This is a genomic window from Emticicia sp. BO119 (assembly GCF_013912375.1).
In the GTDB taxonomy this organism is placed as follows: Bacteria; Bacteroidota; Bacteroidia; order Cytophagales; family Spirosomataceae; genus Emticicia.
Genome location: NZ_JACETV010000008.1, coordinates 152,676 through 169,590 on the forward strand (window position 1 = coordinate 152,676; position 16,915 = coordinate 169,590).

The following is a 16,915-nucleotide window of genomic DNA, read 5'->3' on the forward strand; positions in this document are numbered from 1 at the left end:
AATATTTAGATAAAAGAATACGGATACAATTTAAAAAAAATACTTGGAATCATGTATGATTACGAAAAATGTGCCTGCAAAATCAAGAACTAATCTGATAATCTGTCAGATATTCTTCAAAATAAATGTATAAATAATCTTATTTTTTAGTATTCGGATCAATTATTAAGCAATTGTTACCCTTTAATAAGAATCTGCCCATTCAATAAAAAAAGCTATTAAAATGATAGTTTTTTATATATTTTTATATTGAAATACAGTTACTCAAGAATGCCAAAATTTTACCCTTTACTTTTATTGCTCGCTCTTTGTCAGTCAGTAAATGCTCAAACCTTGTCCGTTTCTTTTAATGGGCAAAATCTTTGTCGAGGAAAAGTTGAAAAAATTAATTTCAGTACTTCAGGAGATTTCAATGCCGATAATTACTTCAAAATTCAACTTTCAGATGCTTCAGGAGACTTTACCAATCCTGTTGAATTAACAAAGTTTTATACTGCTTCCCTTCAAAAAGTTGCCTTTGTAATTCCTGCCACTTTAGCAACGGGCACGCATTATCGTATCAGGGCGGTAAGTACAAGCCCGGTTGTTACAGCTTTACCGACTGATACCCTATCTGTGCTTAGTACTTGTAGTACGCCTGTCTTAGTTCCAAAAGTAAGTTTACAAGAGTTGGAATCTAATGTAATCTGTGCTAATACAACAATTACGCTTAACTGGACAGTTACCGGAGATATATTAGGTGCCAATCATTTTTTTACTGTGCAACTATCCGATAGTAGCGGTTCCTTTACCTCTCCCTATAATATTGTGGTGGCAGAGGCTAATAGTACTACAGCCAGTTTTAGTGTTCCTGGCGGTTTTATAGAAGGCACCAGATATAGGCTTAGAGTTATTGTTACGAGTCCAAGTATTATCAGTGATACCAACAATGCTGAATTAAGTATATCTTCAAAACCTCTCCCCTCAATTAATCTCATTCCTGCAAAACCTTGTCTTGGAGATACCATCAGGCTTATTGCCAATAATGGAGAGTCAGAAGGTAGTACTTACTCCTGGACCGGTCCTGTTACAGCTTCAACAGACACTTTACTGATTACATCCGGTAGCCTTTCTCATGATGGCACTTATGAAGTGACCGTTACAAGAAATGGTTGTTCGGCCTCCACATCCAAAAGTCTGATGCTTACTAATTGCAAACCTGCGTGGTCATGGGCATTGACTGATAATTTCTGGACTAATACTTTTAATTATCCATCTACCATAGTTGATACTGAAATAGACAGCGAAAACAATTTGTTTATTGCTGGCTTCTTTTCTCAAGCCATGAATCTGGGGAATACACTTATTACCACGATTAACGGAAATAATGTTTTCTGCAATGATTCTGAAACAGCTGATAAACGAACAGGATTTATAGCTAAAATAAGTGCCAATGGACAATTAGCCTGGTATAGAAAATGGAATACACAAAGTGATATAAGTGATTATCAATATTGCGACTTAGCCTTGGATAACGGACAGGTTTTTTTAGTATCTGAATTCAGGGCAGCTGCCAATTGCCCCACTAACCCCAGAAATGAAGCCTCTCTAATAATTGCCGATGAAGAAGATTTTGCATTAGGGACTATCATTGGTTATTGCAGATACTCTGTTCCGAACACATTCCCGGCACAATATGAGTATCGCTATAAAGGCCGTTTTGCATGGGTAGCCAAATTTGACATAAATGGCAATTTAGATGTATTAAGTAATCTTTCTGAAGTAAAAACCTGTGGAATTTCAACAGCTAATTTCGATTTCAGACCAAACTATGGTTTGGGAGAAAAAGGATATTATTCACTTAAAGCCCGTAATAATAAGCTCTGGTTGCTCTATACCTGGAATCAGGGATTACCCGGCACAATGCGCTTTATAAACGGTAATGAGACCACCAATGAGGAGGCTGGATTACTTGTAATGGAGCTTAGCCAGACCAGCCTGAATATTCTTAATTATCAGAAAGCGAATGTTTATTCGCCGTCAGGTTCATTGGGGATGTCAAATCTTGAAATTGATACACAGAACAATATCATTGTAACTGGTTCAACGGCTACAATCGGCGTAGGTACTGCCGAGGCTGTTTCATTTGGTGCTTATCCACTTGTATTTGGTGATACTGATTATTTTGTAGCTAAGTTTAATACAACCGCAAACAATTGGGTATGGGCAAAGCAATCGCAACTGATATTATTAGATAACAATGCCGATGCCGCTCCTTCTGTTAAAACAGATTCGCAGAATAACATCTATTTAGGGTTCTCTCTGCGAACTTCTTACGGTGGGAATTTTGCCAATATTACCCTCCCTAACACACCACAGGATTATGATTCAAACAATACATCGGCCTTATTAAAGCTCAATGCAAATGGAGATGGACAATGGGTAAAACTGAATAATCATACACTGAGGAATGGCCGGAATATAATGGGTATAGATGATGAAGACAATATCTATTTTACAAGTTATCTTAACAACTCAGCTACCGCTAATCGTTTTTTAATTAATGAACATCGCCTTCCACAAAAAGATCTGGCAACCTTTAGCAGTGTCTCGGGTAATCCGTTTGTTGCTATTTATAAACCAACAGGAGATTTATTGGGCTCAGTTAATAATATCAGAGTATATGACGGACTTTACGTAAATGGACTGGCAGTAGATCATAACAAGAGTATCATTTTAGGTGGAGTTAATCTTGGTAAAGCAAGTTTCGGAGAGTTGGGCATTAGCACTAATTTCGGTGATGCTTCTAACGCTGCTGATAACCGCCATAGGGGTTTTATTACTAAAATTGAGAACCCAAAAAGTATTGTATTAGATAATACCAATACATTTTTATGCACAGGGATTGAAAACCAGATAAGGTTTAGTACTACAGGCAGCTTCGCAAATACCTCGTTCAAAGCTGAACTGATTGATGTAAATACTAATAAGGTCATAACGGTGGCAACAGGTAATACAAGTCCGCTTTCGTTTATGATTACTGATAGTCTTGTGGGTAAGCATTACTATGCAAGGGTGGTAACAGCCGATAATGCTGTTGTAGGCACAGTGCGAATGGATAAAATTCTTGAAATTAATACGACACTCCTGCCTGTAATATCAAGTACGCTATTAGGAACAGCTCCGGTGCAGGGTATTTGTTATACACAATTACCAAGTTATCGTATTCAAACTAATATTACGGATGCGCATATTACTTTAAAGAGAAATGGAGAAACTGTATATGAAGGTGCAAATCAGGACTTCGCACCAATGGAAGGCCAAACAGGTGTATATAAGGTATTTGTTGAGCATCAGGGCTGTACGGGCGAAAGTGCTGATTTAGATTTCAGAGTGTCTCGTCCGGCAAGTGCTACACTTTTAGGTACACAAACGGTTAGTGATTTTGACTCTCCTATATATCTTTCTCTCTTGTTAGAAGGTGGTGGTGAGTATGAGGTAAACATTGCTGGTATCTCATCAACATTAAAATTGAACAACCCTCATGAAACAATAACAGTTACGCCATCTCAGAATACTACCTATTCTTTAACTTCTGTGTCTAATTATTGCGGACCCGGGAGTGTTACTGGGGTAGCAAATATTTTACTCTGCCAGAATTCTTTATCGCTTACAAATCCAAAAGATAACTATACCACAGGCATAATTATTAAAGAAACTGACGGTACCCACGGTGAAATTGTAGCGAATAATAAAATCAGCGACAGTGCCAAAGTAACTTACAGTGCCGGAAGAAGCGTTATATTGAATCCGGGCTTTTATGTTTCTAATTCAGGTAATTTCATTGCTGAAATTAAAGGTTGTAATAATGTAGTAGCCAATCATCAGGATCGTGACTTTAAGTTAGGATATCAGAAACTACATATCAATCGCCCTACGGCGGACAAGACCATTGCTGAAATGACAGAGTTTGCACAAAGAGGCGCACGGCTCTTTGAAGTAACTCTCAGGCTTGATGATGTTTTTAAGACCCGTTCACAGTTTGACGAGACTAACCCCGAAATTTTAAATGAATACTGGTCTTTGTATGACAAAATCATTAAACATGCTAATAATATCTATGACTTTGTGGTGTTCAGGGTTAGTGTAGATTATGATGACACCCGGTATTACTTTCAGGACAGAAATGAGTTTGACCCATCGCAATTGCCCTATGATAACTTTGAGAATGCCTTGTTCAACTTATTTGGAGAGATTGTGCAAGACCAGTTTAATAATCCGGCACGGGTGGGTTATGGTTCGGGACATGGTTCATTTTCTTCTCTGACAGCCATAGCCAAAATGAAAGGTTTTGTACAAAAGATAATGGACAGGTATTATCCGATTTTAGGACAAAAACTTTACTGGGTTTCAGTAGTTAGTTCAGCACAATTTGAGACCGGATTTAACTTTGAAAATGGTTGGGATGGCGAAAACTTTATTAGCCCTCACCCTTGCGAATATGATTATTCTACCGATAATGTAAATGCTTTCAGATATTGGCTGGTAAATGAACGGTATAATGGTCTGGCAGAGGTAAATTCAGCTTATAATACTAATTATAGTGATATGAACCTTATTGAACCTCCTAAAGTGGGAGTTAATAATATACAGTATATGAATGCAGGAAATATAGCGGCCATGTACAATACGGTTGTATTTGAAGACTGGTATCGATTCAATTATAAACAAATGAAAAACTTTTTATTAATGTGCAAAAGTATTGTTAAGGCAAAAAGCAATGATATTAAGTTTTGTTTTGAATCAGGATCGGTTGCTGACCAATTAGGGGCTGCCCGTAAAACCCTTGATGTACCTGATATTAATACTTATGCAGATGTATTAAAAACCAATACAGCAACTATGAGTTTTGGAGGGTTGCATATGTGGGATGGTGATATTGTAAGGTCTAATTTTAGTGGTGAAATAGAGACAGAAATTAATGAAATGGATGTTGTTCATATGGGAGGTATTACAGACCCAGCCATGGTAAAACAAAAAATGCTTGAATATTCAAAAGCTGCTTATCTGAACAATACCCGGGCTATTATTTTTGTTGCGGATAAAGACACTCCTTATTATAGTAATTCGCTTGATGCTTTAGGAGAACTGAAAACATGGATTGATACCCATACCGAACAATTCAGCCAGGGCGAAACAATCTATATCAATTTATCAGATTTAATCCGAAACTTTCCGCAGGCCATTGCACCATTCAGTATTCTTTCTTCTTCACTGCCAACGAATGGCTATGAGAACCGCCCCAAAATTATTATCAATAATAATGCCCCTACCCCATCAGGAAATTAAAATCATATACCCTGAATTTGATGCAACAATTTTCAGTAAAATACTGTTAGGTTTTTATAGTCAGTTCAGAACGGCTTCTGAACCGACTCAAACCAACGGAATATAATTTTTTGTGAAACATTTAGCCTATCTCAACAAGTTTCTGTTTAAATACAAATGGTATCTGATATTGGGTACGATTTTCACTATTATTTCTAATCTTTTTGGTGTTATTCCGGCGCAGGTTGTTCGTCATGCACTCGATCTGGTGAAGGAAACCATTGATGTGTATTTCCTTTTTGCCAATACTGAGATACAAAAAAGCATGTATGATGTCTTTACGACAAGTATCAGTATTTATGGGTTGTTGATTTTATTAATGGCAATTCTGAAAGGCATCTTCCTTTTTGCTGTCCGCCAGACATTGATTGTGATGTCACGACATATTGAGTATGACCTTAAAAACGAAATCTATGCCCATTACCAGACACTTCCTTTAAGTTTTTACAGAAAGAATAATACAGGTGATCTTATGGCTCGCATTTCGGAAGATGTAAGCAAAGTCAGAATGTATATTGGCCCTTCTATTATGTATCTGATGAACATGGCAGTTCTGGTAATCTTGGTGTTGAGTTATATGTTTTCAGTAAATACGCGCCTTACATGGTGGGTTTTACTACCTATGCCTTTGCTATCAGCCAGCATCTTTTTTGTAAGTACGTCTGTCAACAAACGGTCAGAAGAAATTCAACGAAGTCTCTCAAAGTTGTCTACTTTTGTTCAGGAAGCTTTTTCGGGTATCAGAGTTCTGAAAGCATTTGCGCGTGAAGATGATTCTGTAAAACGTTTCAGAAAAGAAAGCAATGTATATAAAGCGAAATCATTGTCTCTTACCCGTTTTGATGCGCTCTTTACTCCGACCATCGCCTTATTAATTGGATTGAGTACAGTCTTATGCGTTTATATAGGTGGACAGGAGATTATTGCAGGCAGACTGACCCCTGGTAATATTACTGAGTTTATCATGTATGTATTTATGCTTACATGGCCTCTGACCGCTTTGGGCTGGACATCCAGCCAGATTCAGAGAGCGGCGGCTTCACAGCAACGGATCAATGAGTTTTTACTTACTAAAACGGATATTGTCTCTGAAAAAAATCTGACTAAAGAGATTGAAGGGAGTATCACTTTCAGGAATGTGAATTTTACATACCCTGATTCGGGTATTCAGGCCTTAAAAGATTTTAACCTGGATATTAAAGCTGGCGAATCTGTGGCAATATTGGGTACGACAGGCTCAGGTAAAAGTACCATTGCCAACCTGATTGTGAGAATGTATGATGCAACCGAAGGCGAAATCATGATTGATGGCATTTCAATTAAAGATTATAATATTCAATATGTAAGAAGCCAGATGGGTTATGTGCCACAAGAGGTATTCTTATTCTCAGATACGATCCTGAATAATGCTAAATTCGGCTCGCCGGACATTACCGACGAGCGTATAAGAAAAGCGGTTAAAGATGCTGATTTGTATAAAAACATAATGGATTTCCCTGATAAGTTTGATACAAAGTTAGGCGAGCGAGGTATTACCCTTTCTGGTGGACAAAAACAACGTTTATCTATTGCCCGTGCCATTGCCCGAGAGCCCAAAATCTTAGTTTTAGACGACTGTCTTTCAGCCGTTGATACAAATACCGAAAATATCATTCTGAATAATCTGGAAAGAATTATGCAGAACCGAACCTCGATTATTATCTCTCACCGCGTTTCCTCTGCGAAATTAGCAGATAAAATCCTGATGTTGGATGAGGGTGTAGTAATTGAACAAGGCACCCATGAAGAGCTCTTGAAAAAAGACGGTGCTTATAAAGAATTGTATGAAAAACAATTGCAGGGGGAAGAGGTATAATAAAAATCCTTTTCTATAATGAGACAAGTTCTTGATACAAATGTATATAAATGTTTTAGAGTATAAATGAGTGTTCTTAATTAATCAGTCATTCATACAATAAAACATACTCCACAATAAAATACCCAACCTAATCGGACTTATACGCTCAAATACAAATATCGCTCACTCAGCGACCTATTTTGACTATTTGTAATGTTAAAAAATATTTATTGAATATAAACATATATTTATTGTTTATCAATAAAATTTTATTACCTTTGGCATATCAAATTTAATTTTAACAATTATGTCAAAAACAAACAACTTCGTATTCTGGGGCTTATATATTGTGGCCTGGATCATTTTTATCGGCCTGTCTATTGAGGCAGGGGGCTTAATAGTAAATTTCTTTTTCAGTCTGTATAAGCCTGAATTTATCCCGAATCTTTATCAAAAGTTGGATTTAACTGCAATGTATAGAGACAGTAGATTAGCTTTTTTCGGCATCTATGGCTTTGTTCTAACCATTTCAATTTTAAAAGCGCACCTATTTTACATAGTTATCAGACTTATGCATACAATGGATTTATCAAAACCATTTAACACTTTTGTTGCGAGACAAATTTCACAAGTTAGTTATTATACCCTTTCAATTGGCCTGTTAAGTCACATTGCCAGAGAGTTAACTAAAAATTTAATGCATCACGGTTTTGTTACCGACAGCTTAAACCAATTCTGGGGAGACAGTCAAGCCTTTATTTTAATGGGAGCTGTAATTTATATTATTGCTACAATTTTCAAAAAAGGAGTAGACATTCAAAACGAAAATGATTTAACTGTATAAAGTATGGCAATCATTGTAAATTTAGACGTAATGATGGCAAAGAGGAAGATGTCACTGAATGAGCTTTCTGAAAAAATTGGGCTGACTTTATCGAACCTTTCTATTTTAAAGACAGGAAAAGCGAAGGCAATTAGATTTAGCACATTAGAGACAATTTGTAATGTATTAGATTGCCAGCCGGGTGACATTTTAGAATATGTTAATGACAAACAAAAAACAACGACCCACTAACAATTGCTCCAAGTGGGGCTGGTCGTTGAAACTTCGGATGGTTGTATCGCTATAATTTGGTTCAGGCTGGACTGAATACGATCTTAGTCGTTTCGTTGCAATTTTCCACTATTAGTGTTAAATCTTAACTAAACCCCAGTTCTTTACCCTATATACTTCAAAAACTCCGCCTTGGTAGCTTCCTGCTGAAATTTGCCACCATAGAAACTTGTAATGGTTGTAGAAGTGTCATCCTGCACACCGCGAGAAGCCACGCATAAGTGTTTGGCATCCATTACAACAGCCACATCTTCTGTACCTAATACTCTCTGTAATTCTTTCGCAATCTGCATTGTCAGGCGTTCCTGTACCTGAGGTCTTTTGGAAAAATATTGTACTATTCTATTCAGTTTCGATAAGCCAATTACTTTACCATTGGCAATATAGGCCACATGCGCTTTGCCGAAAATCGGTACGAAATGGTGTTCGCAATTGGAGTAGAATGAAATGTCTTTTTCAACCAACATCTCGTTGTACTGATACCTATTATCAAAAAGTGTGACTTTTGGTTTATTCTCTGGATTAAGCCCGCTGAAAATCTCTTTTACATACATTTTGGCTACACGGTTTGGTGTACCTTTCAAAGAATCATCCCTTAAATCTAATCCGAGCGTATCCATTATCTGGCGGAAATAGTATTCAATCTGCGCTATTTTCTCATCATCGTTCATGTCAAAGGCATCGGCACGCATAGGGGTGTCTACAGAAGTACTTATGTGGTCATCACCTATTTCTTCAGCTGTAAGGGCAACTTTGGTATCTTCTTCAAATAACAGGGTATTCAACAAAGTTTCGTTCGGTTTCATATAATCTGATTCTAAGGTCTAAATAATCCGGCAGTTTTGCCCTCAATTTCTCATAAATTACAATAGCAATATTTTCAGCTGATGGATTAATATCTTTGAATTCTTCGGTATCAAGGTTTAGGTTTTTGTGGTCAAACTTGTCCAGAATTTCTTCTTTTATTAAATCACTTAATAGCTTCATATCCATAACATAACCTGATTCAGGGTCAATTTTGCCAATTACCTGAACTACAAGATCATAGTTATGACCATGGAAATTGTAATTATTACACTTTCCATACACGCGTTCATTTTTCTCCTCCGACCAGTTCGGATTGTTGAGACGATGAGCAGCATTGAAATGTTCTTTTCTGAACACCGCAACTCGTTTAGAACTCATTATTTTTTTGATTTAAATGCTTTTGAGTACTTTATACAAATACCAAAATCTATGAAATTTCAGGGATTTAGTCTCAAAGTTTAAAAGTCGTCTGAAAGGTTGTCAGCAACACTTTTAAACTAAATCTGCGAGAATTTTTCTTTTTACGTAAAATGCTTTTTTGTTTAATATTAACATAACAAAATTATATATAAAAAGTTGCAAGTGGCTTTAGAGAATTATTTAACAAACTGACAATCAATACTTTAAAGCCAATTAAATTACATATATAACAGTGAATATAATTTGGCGCAACACCAGAGTCAGTAAAAAAACAAAAAAACTCACTCCCCTGACAAGTCAAGAAAGTGAGCCTGGTTTTAAACAAAGGGATTCTATCGTGTACTAAAAATCTTTTTTACTCCTCAGGTTATTTTTTAAAATTAAGCTTTAATATATTCTTTGCAATCTCTTTGCCATTCTTTTGCCCGTTCTCATTTGCCATCCTATACTGAACTCCACCAAATAATTGGGCAATAGTGGCTTCGTTTGCATATTCTTCAAATGATTTGAACGTTCGGTTTGGTAAGCTTCCCTGATAGGTATTATCTGTGAAAGCATAATTGTCTCCAAAAACAGATGTTAATATCTCCGCACTTGCACCCGAACTTGTTGCGTTATCAGACGTATAAGACGGAACTGGCTGAGTAGCAATATAGGGAGACCAAGTTGGTGAAATAGCCTGTTTGATATAAGTAATGGGTGCCATCAGGTTATAATTATATTTCGATTTCCAACAAGCAACAAAGGCATCATTTATTGTCAGACCTAATTTAATATATACCTCAGCTGCTTTATCGAGTTTAGATTTTTCTTTTTTGAGAACAATGTTAGCAATACTGAAACTATGCCCTCCCGGTGTAATACTTGCATCTGTCCAGAAGTGAGCTATTTCCTTTTGGTCATCAGTTAAAGTTTTAGCTACTGTATATACTTCTTTAGCTGCATTATACATTATTGAATTTTCTTTAAATGAAAAAGCGATAGGATCTGATGGCACTACGGTATTATTAAGCGATGAAAAATTACGGTTTTTACCCCAATAAGGTAATAAAGGTATTTTCTGATTACTTACAGGTTCCCATGATCCAATTGCCACTGGCACTTTATAGGAAGTCGGAAAATTATTATTCCAGCCCTCATTACCACCATCGGTTTTAGAGTAATCCCAGATAGCTTTGGCAATATCAGCCCCGAAGTTAATTGAGCGTTCTATTAATTCCTGATTGGTTACACCTGTTTTCAGTGCTGTTTCAGAAACCCGCCGTAAAGAGTCTATTGAAGCTTTATTATCATCGTTGGTTGTAGTATATAATTCTTTTACCAAGGTTGAGATGGCGGCATTGGCTGCTATGCCCCAGTTATATTCTTTGGTTGAATCTGGTACAGGTAATTTTGTTAAGCCTGAGATTTTCCCTGCCAACGACTGATAACCCTCCAGTCCATATACTACACTTTCATAAAAGGCAAGGCTGGTATAAGCCAGACTACGCGCTGCAACAGGGGCTGCATACCCAGGTGTTGATTTAATCAAACGCAATTGCAGATTCGTCCAGTTGATAGCAAGGCTGGCATCGTATGTATTTGTTTTTTTTGATTCAACAGCAGGAGCAATTACTTCTTTGCCAGGTTTATCTTTGCAAGAAGTGAGGTAAACAGTAAATATGCAAGTAATGGCGTATAAAGTTACCTTTACGCGTTTTAGTAAGAATACTGCGTATAGATTCCCCATAAAGTTTTCTTTTATCCTGACCTAAAAATCTATTCAGATTAAAATCAAAAACCTTGCCAAAAGAAAAGGCAAGGTTTTGTTATTTGATTATATTTTGAGAAAACTATAGATTGACAGAAATTTATTGGTTAGCCTTTAAAGGGAACTTACCAGACTGGTGTTCATGCGACATTTCTACATAGTGAGCTGCACTAATGGCTAATTTTTCAGCTATTTCCGGTGGTAATGTTTTAATCACCCTGGCAGGTGTACCCACTGCCATCGAATAATCAGGAATTTCTGTACCTTCGGTTACCAGTGCATTAGCGCCTATAATACAATATTTGCCGATTTTAGCTCTGTTAAGAATAGTTGCCCTCATGCCTATCAACGAATAATCGCCCACTGTTGCACCATGCACAATAGCACCATGGCCCACAGTTACGCTTTCGCCGATGAGAGTGGGCTCACCAAAATCTGCGTGCAGGATAGCCCCATCCTGAATATTGGTGCGGTTACCAATCACAATTTTTTCAACATCAGCCCGAATCACTGCCGAATACCAGACAGAAACATCTTCGCCAAGTGTTACATCGCCCATCACACTGGCATTAGGCGCAATAAAATATCCCATTTTATAGAATTTTGAATATGGCACGAATAAACATAAATGCTATGAATTTTCAAGAAGCAATCTTTAAAAAATTCATAGCATTTATTAATTATCTTGACTTTAAATTATCATAATCCCAGATTTCGGTAGGTTTGTGGAATTGCTTCCATGCTCGAAGATACTCTTGATATGCTTGTATTTTTGCTAATTTCTTCCCTTTTAATGCTCCTTCTATACATTCGCCCCTATCATTCCATATACTATAAGTTTCTTTATCCTTAAATCCTGAAGTTTCTGAAACAAAGTTTAAGATTTTGCCATCAATCTCCCTATTAAAAACATGGAAGGAATGTCTGTCATCTTCTAATACAATTACGAATGATGTATTTCCTATTTTATCATTAAGTACTGGTGGTAATGACCTCCATGCATAAGCTTTATTTTTATTTTCAATAGTTACACCTAAGATCCAGCTTTTGTCCCAGAATTTGTTAGGATTCGTCAGAGAATCTTCATCCATTTTCTGACGACGGTCATAGGTTTTCAATTCATCATATTCTTCACTAAAAGTATTATCAGGCTGAAATACCAGACCATCAGGGTATTGAGCAAAAAAGGCTTTCAAAGTCATTTGTTCTGATGGAATAATATCTAATTTCTTTCCTTCCTGTGCGCCTACTGCTGCATCTCCAGTAGCCTGATACCACCAGGATTTGGTATCAGAATCTTCTATTACGGCATTATAGTGCCTTGCCCCTACCAAACGGAAAATCTGTTTCTTACCATCTACAATTGGACTAAAAACCAAACCCGTGCGACACATGGTACAATAAGTAATCAATACGGGTGTATCACCCACATTATCCTGTATTTTATGATGATAACCTACGAACTTAATCGGATACGCTTTGGCTATACTACCATTTACAACAGTCATCACTACTAAACTATCTGGCACTTTACTATCTTTTTGGGTTGCGAACTGAATCTTTTCAGGTTCTTTAAACATTACCTCTGCTCTGTACGAAACATCGGTAAAGTAATAAAGTACTATGGCTACCAATACAATGATTCCTACTAATCCCTTCTGTTTGTTGCTGCCTTGAGTAATAAATGACCACGCAGGAATAGCCAATAGCAATAAGCCTATAATTCGTGAAGCAGGAATGAGCTTCTCAAGATAATAGGTAAGCTTGATTGCTTCTAAATCCTGACTACCAGGAAAGGGCATCAAAAGATAGGCCTCTAATAAGGCTGGTAAGATAAGGCAAACAGCACCTATCCAGAACAAACGTTTTTTAAATGTAGGAGTCATTGTATTCAGATATTTCAGGTAAAAGGCCTCTTCTGCAAGGGCCTTTTTAATTTGTTTATATTTTAAAAGCGAATGAAACATTCACACTTCTACCGTCTGATGACCATACGGCAGGGCCAGGATAAAAAGCTGGTCTTTTGGTAAAGTATTGTTCGTTAGTCAGATTATTGATATTCAGTTTTACCATCATACTTTGGGTTAACCGGTATGTAGCATTGATATCCAACAATCCATACGATGGTACTAAACCCACTGCGCCTGTGGCAGATGGTTTTACAGTGTTCAGTGCATCAGCATAACTATTGGCAGTATAGCTGTAAAGAGCCGTAACACTTAGTTTCGTATAACGGAATGTTATTCCGTTGCGGCTTATCCAGTCTGGGGTACTTTCTACCTTGTTACCCTTTACGCTCACATTTTTATCTCCTGCTCTTATGGAAGCATCCTCATATCTGGCATCCATATAAGCAGTAGAAGTAAAGACTGAAAATGTGGATTTTGGCGAAAATCGGGTATCATACTGAACAAATATCTCCAAGCCATTGATATGTGAATTGCCAATATTAGTGCGTAAATAATAAAAATCCCCATCGGTTTCCGTACCGTAGGTCATACCCATACGGTTGTTATACTGAATCTGAAAGGCACTTATATCCCATTTCCAATGCTCTGTATTGCCTTTATAACCTATTTCGGCATTATAACCATACGCATCTTTCAGATTTTTATCTATCTTCTCGTATGTGGCCGACGGGATAATATCTTTAAATACTACCGGTCGATAGGCCTGCGCAAAACCTGCATAGATATTCTGCGATTGGCTCAACTGGTAATTAGCATTCAATCCTAAAAGAGGAAATTTATGCGTAATAGTGGTTGGCAGCTGGTTGGCATCATAATAAGCAATCTTACCACTCAAATCAGACTCGCCTAATTCTACTCTAATACCTGGTGTAACTGAAAATTTAGAAGTAATTGCAAAACGGTTTTCGGCAAAGATTGCAAAATTCTTAGTTTTCAGGTGCATATCTCTCACCCAATCGCCGGTTTTGGAAATATCAAAATCTGATCCCGTAGTACCTTTCCCTAATTGCTGGCGGTTCAGATCATTGTTCATTAACTGTACTCCTGTTACTAAGATGGATGAAACTTTACCTAACTCATAATTGTGTAACAGACGTGCTTCAACTGTATAACTGTTAAAATGATCTATATCAACCTGACGATTTGCATATTGCAGGGTAGTAGGATCAATTGCATCCACAATGTTGGCGGGTTTGTCAAATGTTACACTGTTTCTGTCGCCTAATACAGCAGATGCTATAAAGGAAGCACGAGTACGTGCACTTAAACGGAAATCTGCTGTGAAAGATGGTACATAGATAGTAGGGTTAAAATAATTACGTGCACGGGTTGACATTCGGGGATTTGCATAAAACATACTATCTGTCAACGGCCCTGGTATTTGGTACAGATATTTTGAGTGTTTGAAATCCGCTTTCAATTTAATCTTTGATGAAACCTGATAAATTAACCCAAGTGCTTCCCCGCTATAATCACTTTCTGAATTAGTGCGGTATCCATCAGAATGGCGCCTTGAGTAATACCCGTAATACTGGAGCTTACCGATTTTCCCGCTTATTCCATTATAAGTACTAACTAAACCAAAAGAACCTATGGAATTAATGGTCTCAAAATTAAAAGCCTTTGTTGTATCAGGTTGTTTGGCAATATAGTTCAGCATACCTCCAAATTGAGCTCCATATTGCAAGGAACCTGTACCGCGTACTAACTGAATGGTCTGAATAGCTTCCATAGGTAAGCTAAAATGACTTGCCGGATAGGCATACATATCTGAATTAGTAAGAATACCATCAGCACGTATATTAAACTCCCAGCCACGGTGCGGGTCAAGCCCACGAGTTGAAATATTGGTTTGATTGCCTGTACCATCCATATCATAAACAAATACACCAGGTACTTTGGCAAATATCTGACGAGGCGTTTTTTCTGCAATATTAGCATCTGCACCTAATAAATTAATTACTTCGCTTTTTTTCCCTCCAAAAAGATAAGTACCTTGTGTGAGAGGCAATCGCTCAATTGTATTTTTGTATCGCTGCTCTAAAATATTTATTTCTTCTAATTCTTTTACTTTTACAGAATCTGTTCGCTGGGCAAATATATGTGTAGTGCATACCATGAGTACGCATAGTAATTGTATTGACTTCATAAAAATATTCTTTGAAAGTAATACAAGGTTGTCCTGTATTGCTTAAATTAATTACTGATTATACTATAAGAGAATAGGTATAACATTCTCCAAGGAGGACATTATACCAAGGAATAGTTATATAAAATCAGGTTAATTCAGGCGGAGGCGAATGTAACAGGTGTATTACCTGATAGTCTGATTGGGTTGGTTCTGTATAAAAAGAGGGGTCATATATTTCGACAATGGGTTCAGTTAAAGCCAATTGCAATGAATCAGAAACATAAACTTTCTGTAAATCACCTAACAGTTTTATGAGTTTCCCTAATGGGCTGCGAGATATATCAGAATCAGGCGCAGTCATACCTTGTACCATTGATGCCAATTCGGCAAAACGCTCCTGCGCATTCTGATTCGACTTCAGAATTACATATAATGTATCATTCTCCTGATACTCGTGCATAATATTATAAAAATCATTTCCGCTACGTATCAGCCCTTCCTTATGTCCATTCCTGTAATGCACATCTTTTGAAGTTGTCGGAATTTTAATAATTTTCCATTTATCATCAAAAATCACATTAGAATTTGTTCGGTAATTAGTCTCAAAAAACAGCATAGTTATTGTCAGCCCAAACATATTGTAGAGCAGAAGTAATAAAAGACCTATTGACGCTATTTTTTTCACAGTAAATACTGAAAATTTATCAAATTCAATAAAAAACCTTTATTTTTCAAATAAACTCTGCACATCTATCAGATATGCAGAGTCTGTGAATTTTTTAACTAAAAACAAAACATATATTAATTTCTTGTAAGAATCCTTGTTTTGATTAATCCTCGTAATTATTTGTCAGAAACTCTGCGCATCAAATGATGCACAGAGTATAATAGTCAACCTATGATTAAATCAAAACTAAGATTCAATATCTTATTTACCGATGCTTTTCATAGCATCAAAATTGGCATAACCTTCTTCTGAAATACGGATACCTCTGGCTATATATGCCTTAGGATCAGCAGGTGCCCATGTACCTAAACCATCTACATAACGATTGAACATACAAAAGGCTGCGGCAATCAATACAGTATCATGGATTTCTTTATCATTCGCCCCCTCGTTTCTTGCGGCATCTATTTGTTCGGTTGTTACATTTTTGCCACCTTTTTGTACATTTGCAGCAATAGCTAATAAGGTCTTAAGCTTTTTTGAAACTGGTGCTTCTTCGTAATTTTTCTTGATTTGATCAATCAATGCACCATCATCGTCTAAATAACATTGTGCGGCAGCTCCATGCACACTCTGACAAAACCAGCAATCATTCAGGTAAGAAACATAAGTAGCTATGGTTTCTCGCTCACCTCTCGAAAGTCCAGTACTCTCATCTCTCAATAATATGTCTGCCAAAGCATTCAATGGGCGAGCCGTCTCAGGACGAAAAGCCATTAATCCTCTGATGCCTGGCAGAAGTTCTTCTTCTGGTAATTTGATGTATGCCATAACATATTTTTTTAAACTCTT

Annotated in this window: 12 protein-coding genes; 4 read left to right on the top strand and 8 right to left on the bottom strand. The window is 36.9% G+C overall.

The genetic code is table 11. The features are described from left to right. The first annotated feature begins 270 nt into the window (after positions 1 to 270). The 4 genes from H1R81_RS22245 (at position 271) to H1R81_RS22260 (ending at position 8,279) form a co-directional block, all read left to right on the top strand. Positions 271 to 5,328 carry a 3-coathanger stack domain-containing protein gene (locus H1R81_RS22245; RefSeq protein WP_181842955.1) on the top strand — a complete coding sequence of 1,686 codons (5,058 nt, stop codon included), beginning with the start codon at positions 271 to 273 and terminating at the stop codon, positions 5,326 to 5,328. 112 nt (positions 5,329 to 5,440) lie between these two features. Beyond that, entirely contained in the window at positions 5,441 to 7,222 is a 1,782-nt protein-coding gene (locus H1R81_RS22250) for an ABC transporter ATP-binding protein (protein ID WP_181842956.1), read from the top strand. 289 nt (positions 7,223 to 7,511) lie between these two features. Further along, positions 7,512 to 8,048, top strand: a complete 537-nt coding sequence (locus H1R81_RS22255) for a DUF2975 domain-containing protein (RefSeq protein ID WP_181842957.1) — start codon at positions 7,512 to 7,514, stop codon at positions 8,046 to 8,048. A gap of 3 nt (positions 8,049 to 8,051) precedes the next feature. Then, positions 8,052 to 8,279, top strand: coding sequence for a helix-turn-helix transcriptional regulator (locus H1R81_RS22260; RefSeq protein WP_181842958.1), 228 nt, complete (start codon positions 8,052 to 8,054; stop codon positions 8,277 to 8,279). Between the two features lie 143 nt (positions 8,280 to 8,422). Here the strand turns inward: H1R81_RS22260 and folE are convergent, their stop codons facing one another. The 8 genes from folE to H1R81_RS22300 all read right to left on the bottom strand — a co-directional run bounded on the left by folE (position 8,423) and on the right by H1R81_RS22300 (position 16,894). Further along, on the bottom strand, positions 8,423 to 9,124 hold the full coding sequence (gene folE, locus H1R81_RS22265; protein ID WP_181842959.1) for a GTP cyclohydrolase I FolE: 702 nt from the start codon (positions 9,122 to 9,124) through the stop codon (positions 8,423 to 8,425). Further along, positions 9,084 to 9,503 carry a 6-carboxytetrahydropterin synthase gene (locus H1R81_RS22270; protein WP_181842960.1) on the bottom strand — a complete coding sequence of 140 codons (420 nt, stop codon included), beginning with the start codon at positions 9,501 to 9,503 and terminating at the stop codon, positions 9,084 to 9,086. The genes folE and H1R81_RS22270 overlap by 41 nt, the downstream gene beginning before the upstream one ends. Before the next feature lie 409 nt (positions 9,504 to 9,912). After that, the gene (locus H1R81_RS22275) at positions 9,913 to 11,274 is read right to left on the bottom strand and encodes a vanadium-dependent haloperoxidase (RefSeq protein WP_181842961.1); all 1,362 of its coding nucleotides are present in this window, start codon (positions 11,272 to 11,274) and stop codon (positions 9,913 to 9,915) included. Between the two features lie 121 nt (positions 11,275 to 11,395). After that, positions 11,396 to 11,887 carry a gamma carbonic anhydrase family protein gene (locus H1R81_RS22280; protein WP_181842962.1) on the bottom strand — a complete coding sequence of 164 codons (492 nt, stop codon included), beginning with the start codon at positions 11,885 to 11,887 and terminating at the stop codon, positions 11,396 to 11,398. Between the two features lie 88 nt (positions 11,888 to 11,975). Beyond that, positions 11,976 to 13,181 carry a DUF3179 domain-containing (seleno)protein gene (locus H1R81_RS22285; protein WP_181842963.1) on the bottom strand — a complete coding sequence of 402 codons (1,206 nt, stop codon included), beginning with the start codon at positions 13,179 to 13,181 and terminating at the stop codon, positions 11,976 to 11,978. A gap of 55 nt (positions 13,182 to 13,236) precedes the next feature. Beyond that, positions 13,237 to 15,414: a TonB-dependent receptor domain-containing protein gene (locus tag H1R81_RS22290; protein ID WP_181842964.1), complete on the bottom strand. Its 2,178-nt coding sequence runs from the start codon at positions 15,412 to 15,414 to the stop codon at positions 13,237 to 13,239. Positions 15,415 to 15,541: 127 nt separating this feature from the next. Then, the gene (locus H1R81_RS22295) at positions 15,542 to 16,081 is read right to left on the bottom strand and encodes a hypothetical protein (RefSeq protein ID WP_181842965.1); all 540 of its coding nucleotides are present in this window, start codon (positions 16,079 to 16,081) and stop codon (positions 15,542 to 15,544) included. A gap of 243 nt (positions 16,082 to 16,324) precedes the next feature. After that, a complete protein-coding gene (locus H1R81_RS22300; protein ID WP_181842966.1) occupies positions 16,325 to 16,894 on the bottom strand; it encodes a carboxymuconolactone decarboxylase family protein in 570 nt (189 codons plus the stop codon). Positions 16,895 to 16,915: the final 21 nt, after the last annotated feature.

Bases quoted from the DNA above. Each gene is read 5' to 3' on its own strand.
- H1R81_RS22245 (WP_181842955.1), top strand. From the start codon at position 271: ATGCCAAAATTTTACCCTTTACTTTTATTGCTCGCTCTTTGTCAGTCA.
- H1R81_RS22255 (WP_181842957.1), top strand. From the start codon at position 7,512: ATGTCAAAAACAAACAACTTCGTATTCTGGGGCTTATATATTGTGGCC.
- H1R81_RS22260 (WP_181842958.1), top strand. From the start codon at position 8,052: ATGGCAATCATTGTAAATTTAGACGTAATGATGGCAAAGAGGAAGATG.
- folE (WP_181842959.1), bottom strand. From the start codon at position 9,124: ATGAAACCGAACGAAACTTTGTTGAATACCCTGTTATTTGAAGAAGAT.
- H1R81_RS22270 (WP_181842960.1), bottom strand. From the start codon at position 9,503: ATGAGTTCTAAACGAGTTGCGGTGTTCAGAAAAGAACATTTCAATGCT.
- H1R81_RS22275 (WP_181842961.1), bottom strand. From the start codon at position 11,274: ATGGGGAATCTATACGCAGTATTCTTACTAAAACGCGTAAAGGTAACT.
- H1R81_RS22280 (WP_181842962.1), bottom strand. From the start codon at position 11,887: ATGGGATATTTTATTGCGCCTAATGCCAGTGTGATGGGCGATGTAACA.
- H1R81_RS22285 (WP_181842963.1), bottom strand. From the start codon at position 13,181: ATGACTCCTACATTTAAAAAACGTTTGTTCTGGATAGGTGCTGTTTGC.
- H1R81_RS22290 (WP_181842964.1), bottom strand. From the start codon at position 15,414: ATGAAGTCAATACAATTACTATGCGTACTCATGGTATGCACTACACAT.
- H1R81_RS22300 (WP_181842966.1), bottom strand. From the start codon at position 16,894: ATGGCATACATCAAATTACCAGAAGAAGAACTTCTGCCAGGCATCAGA.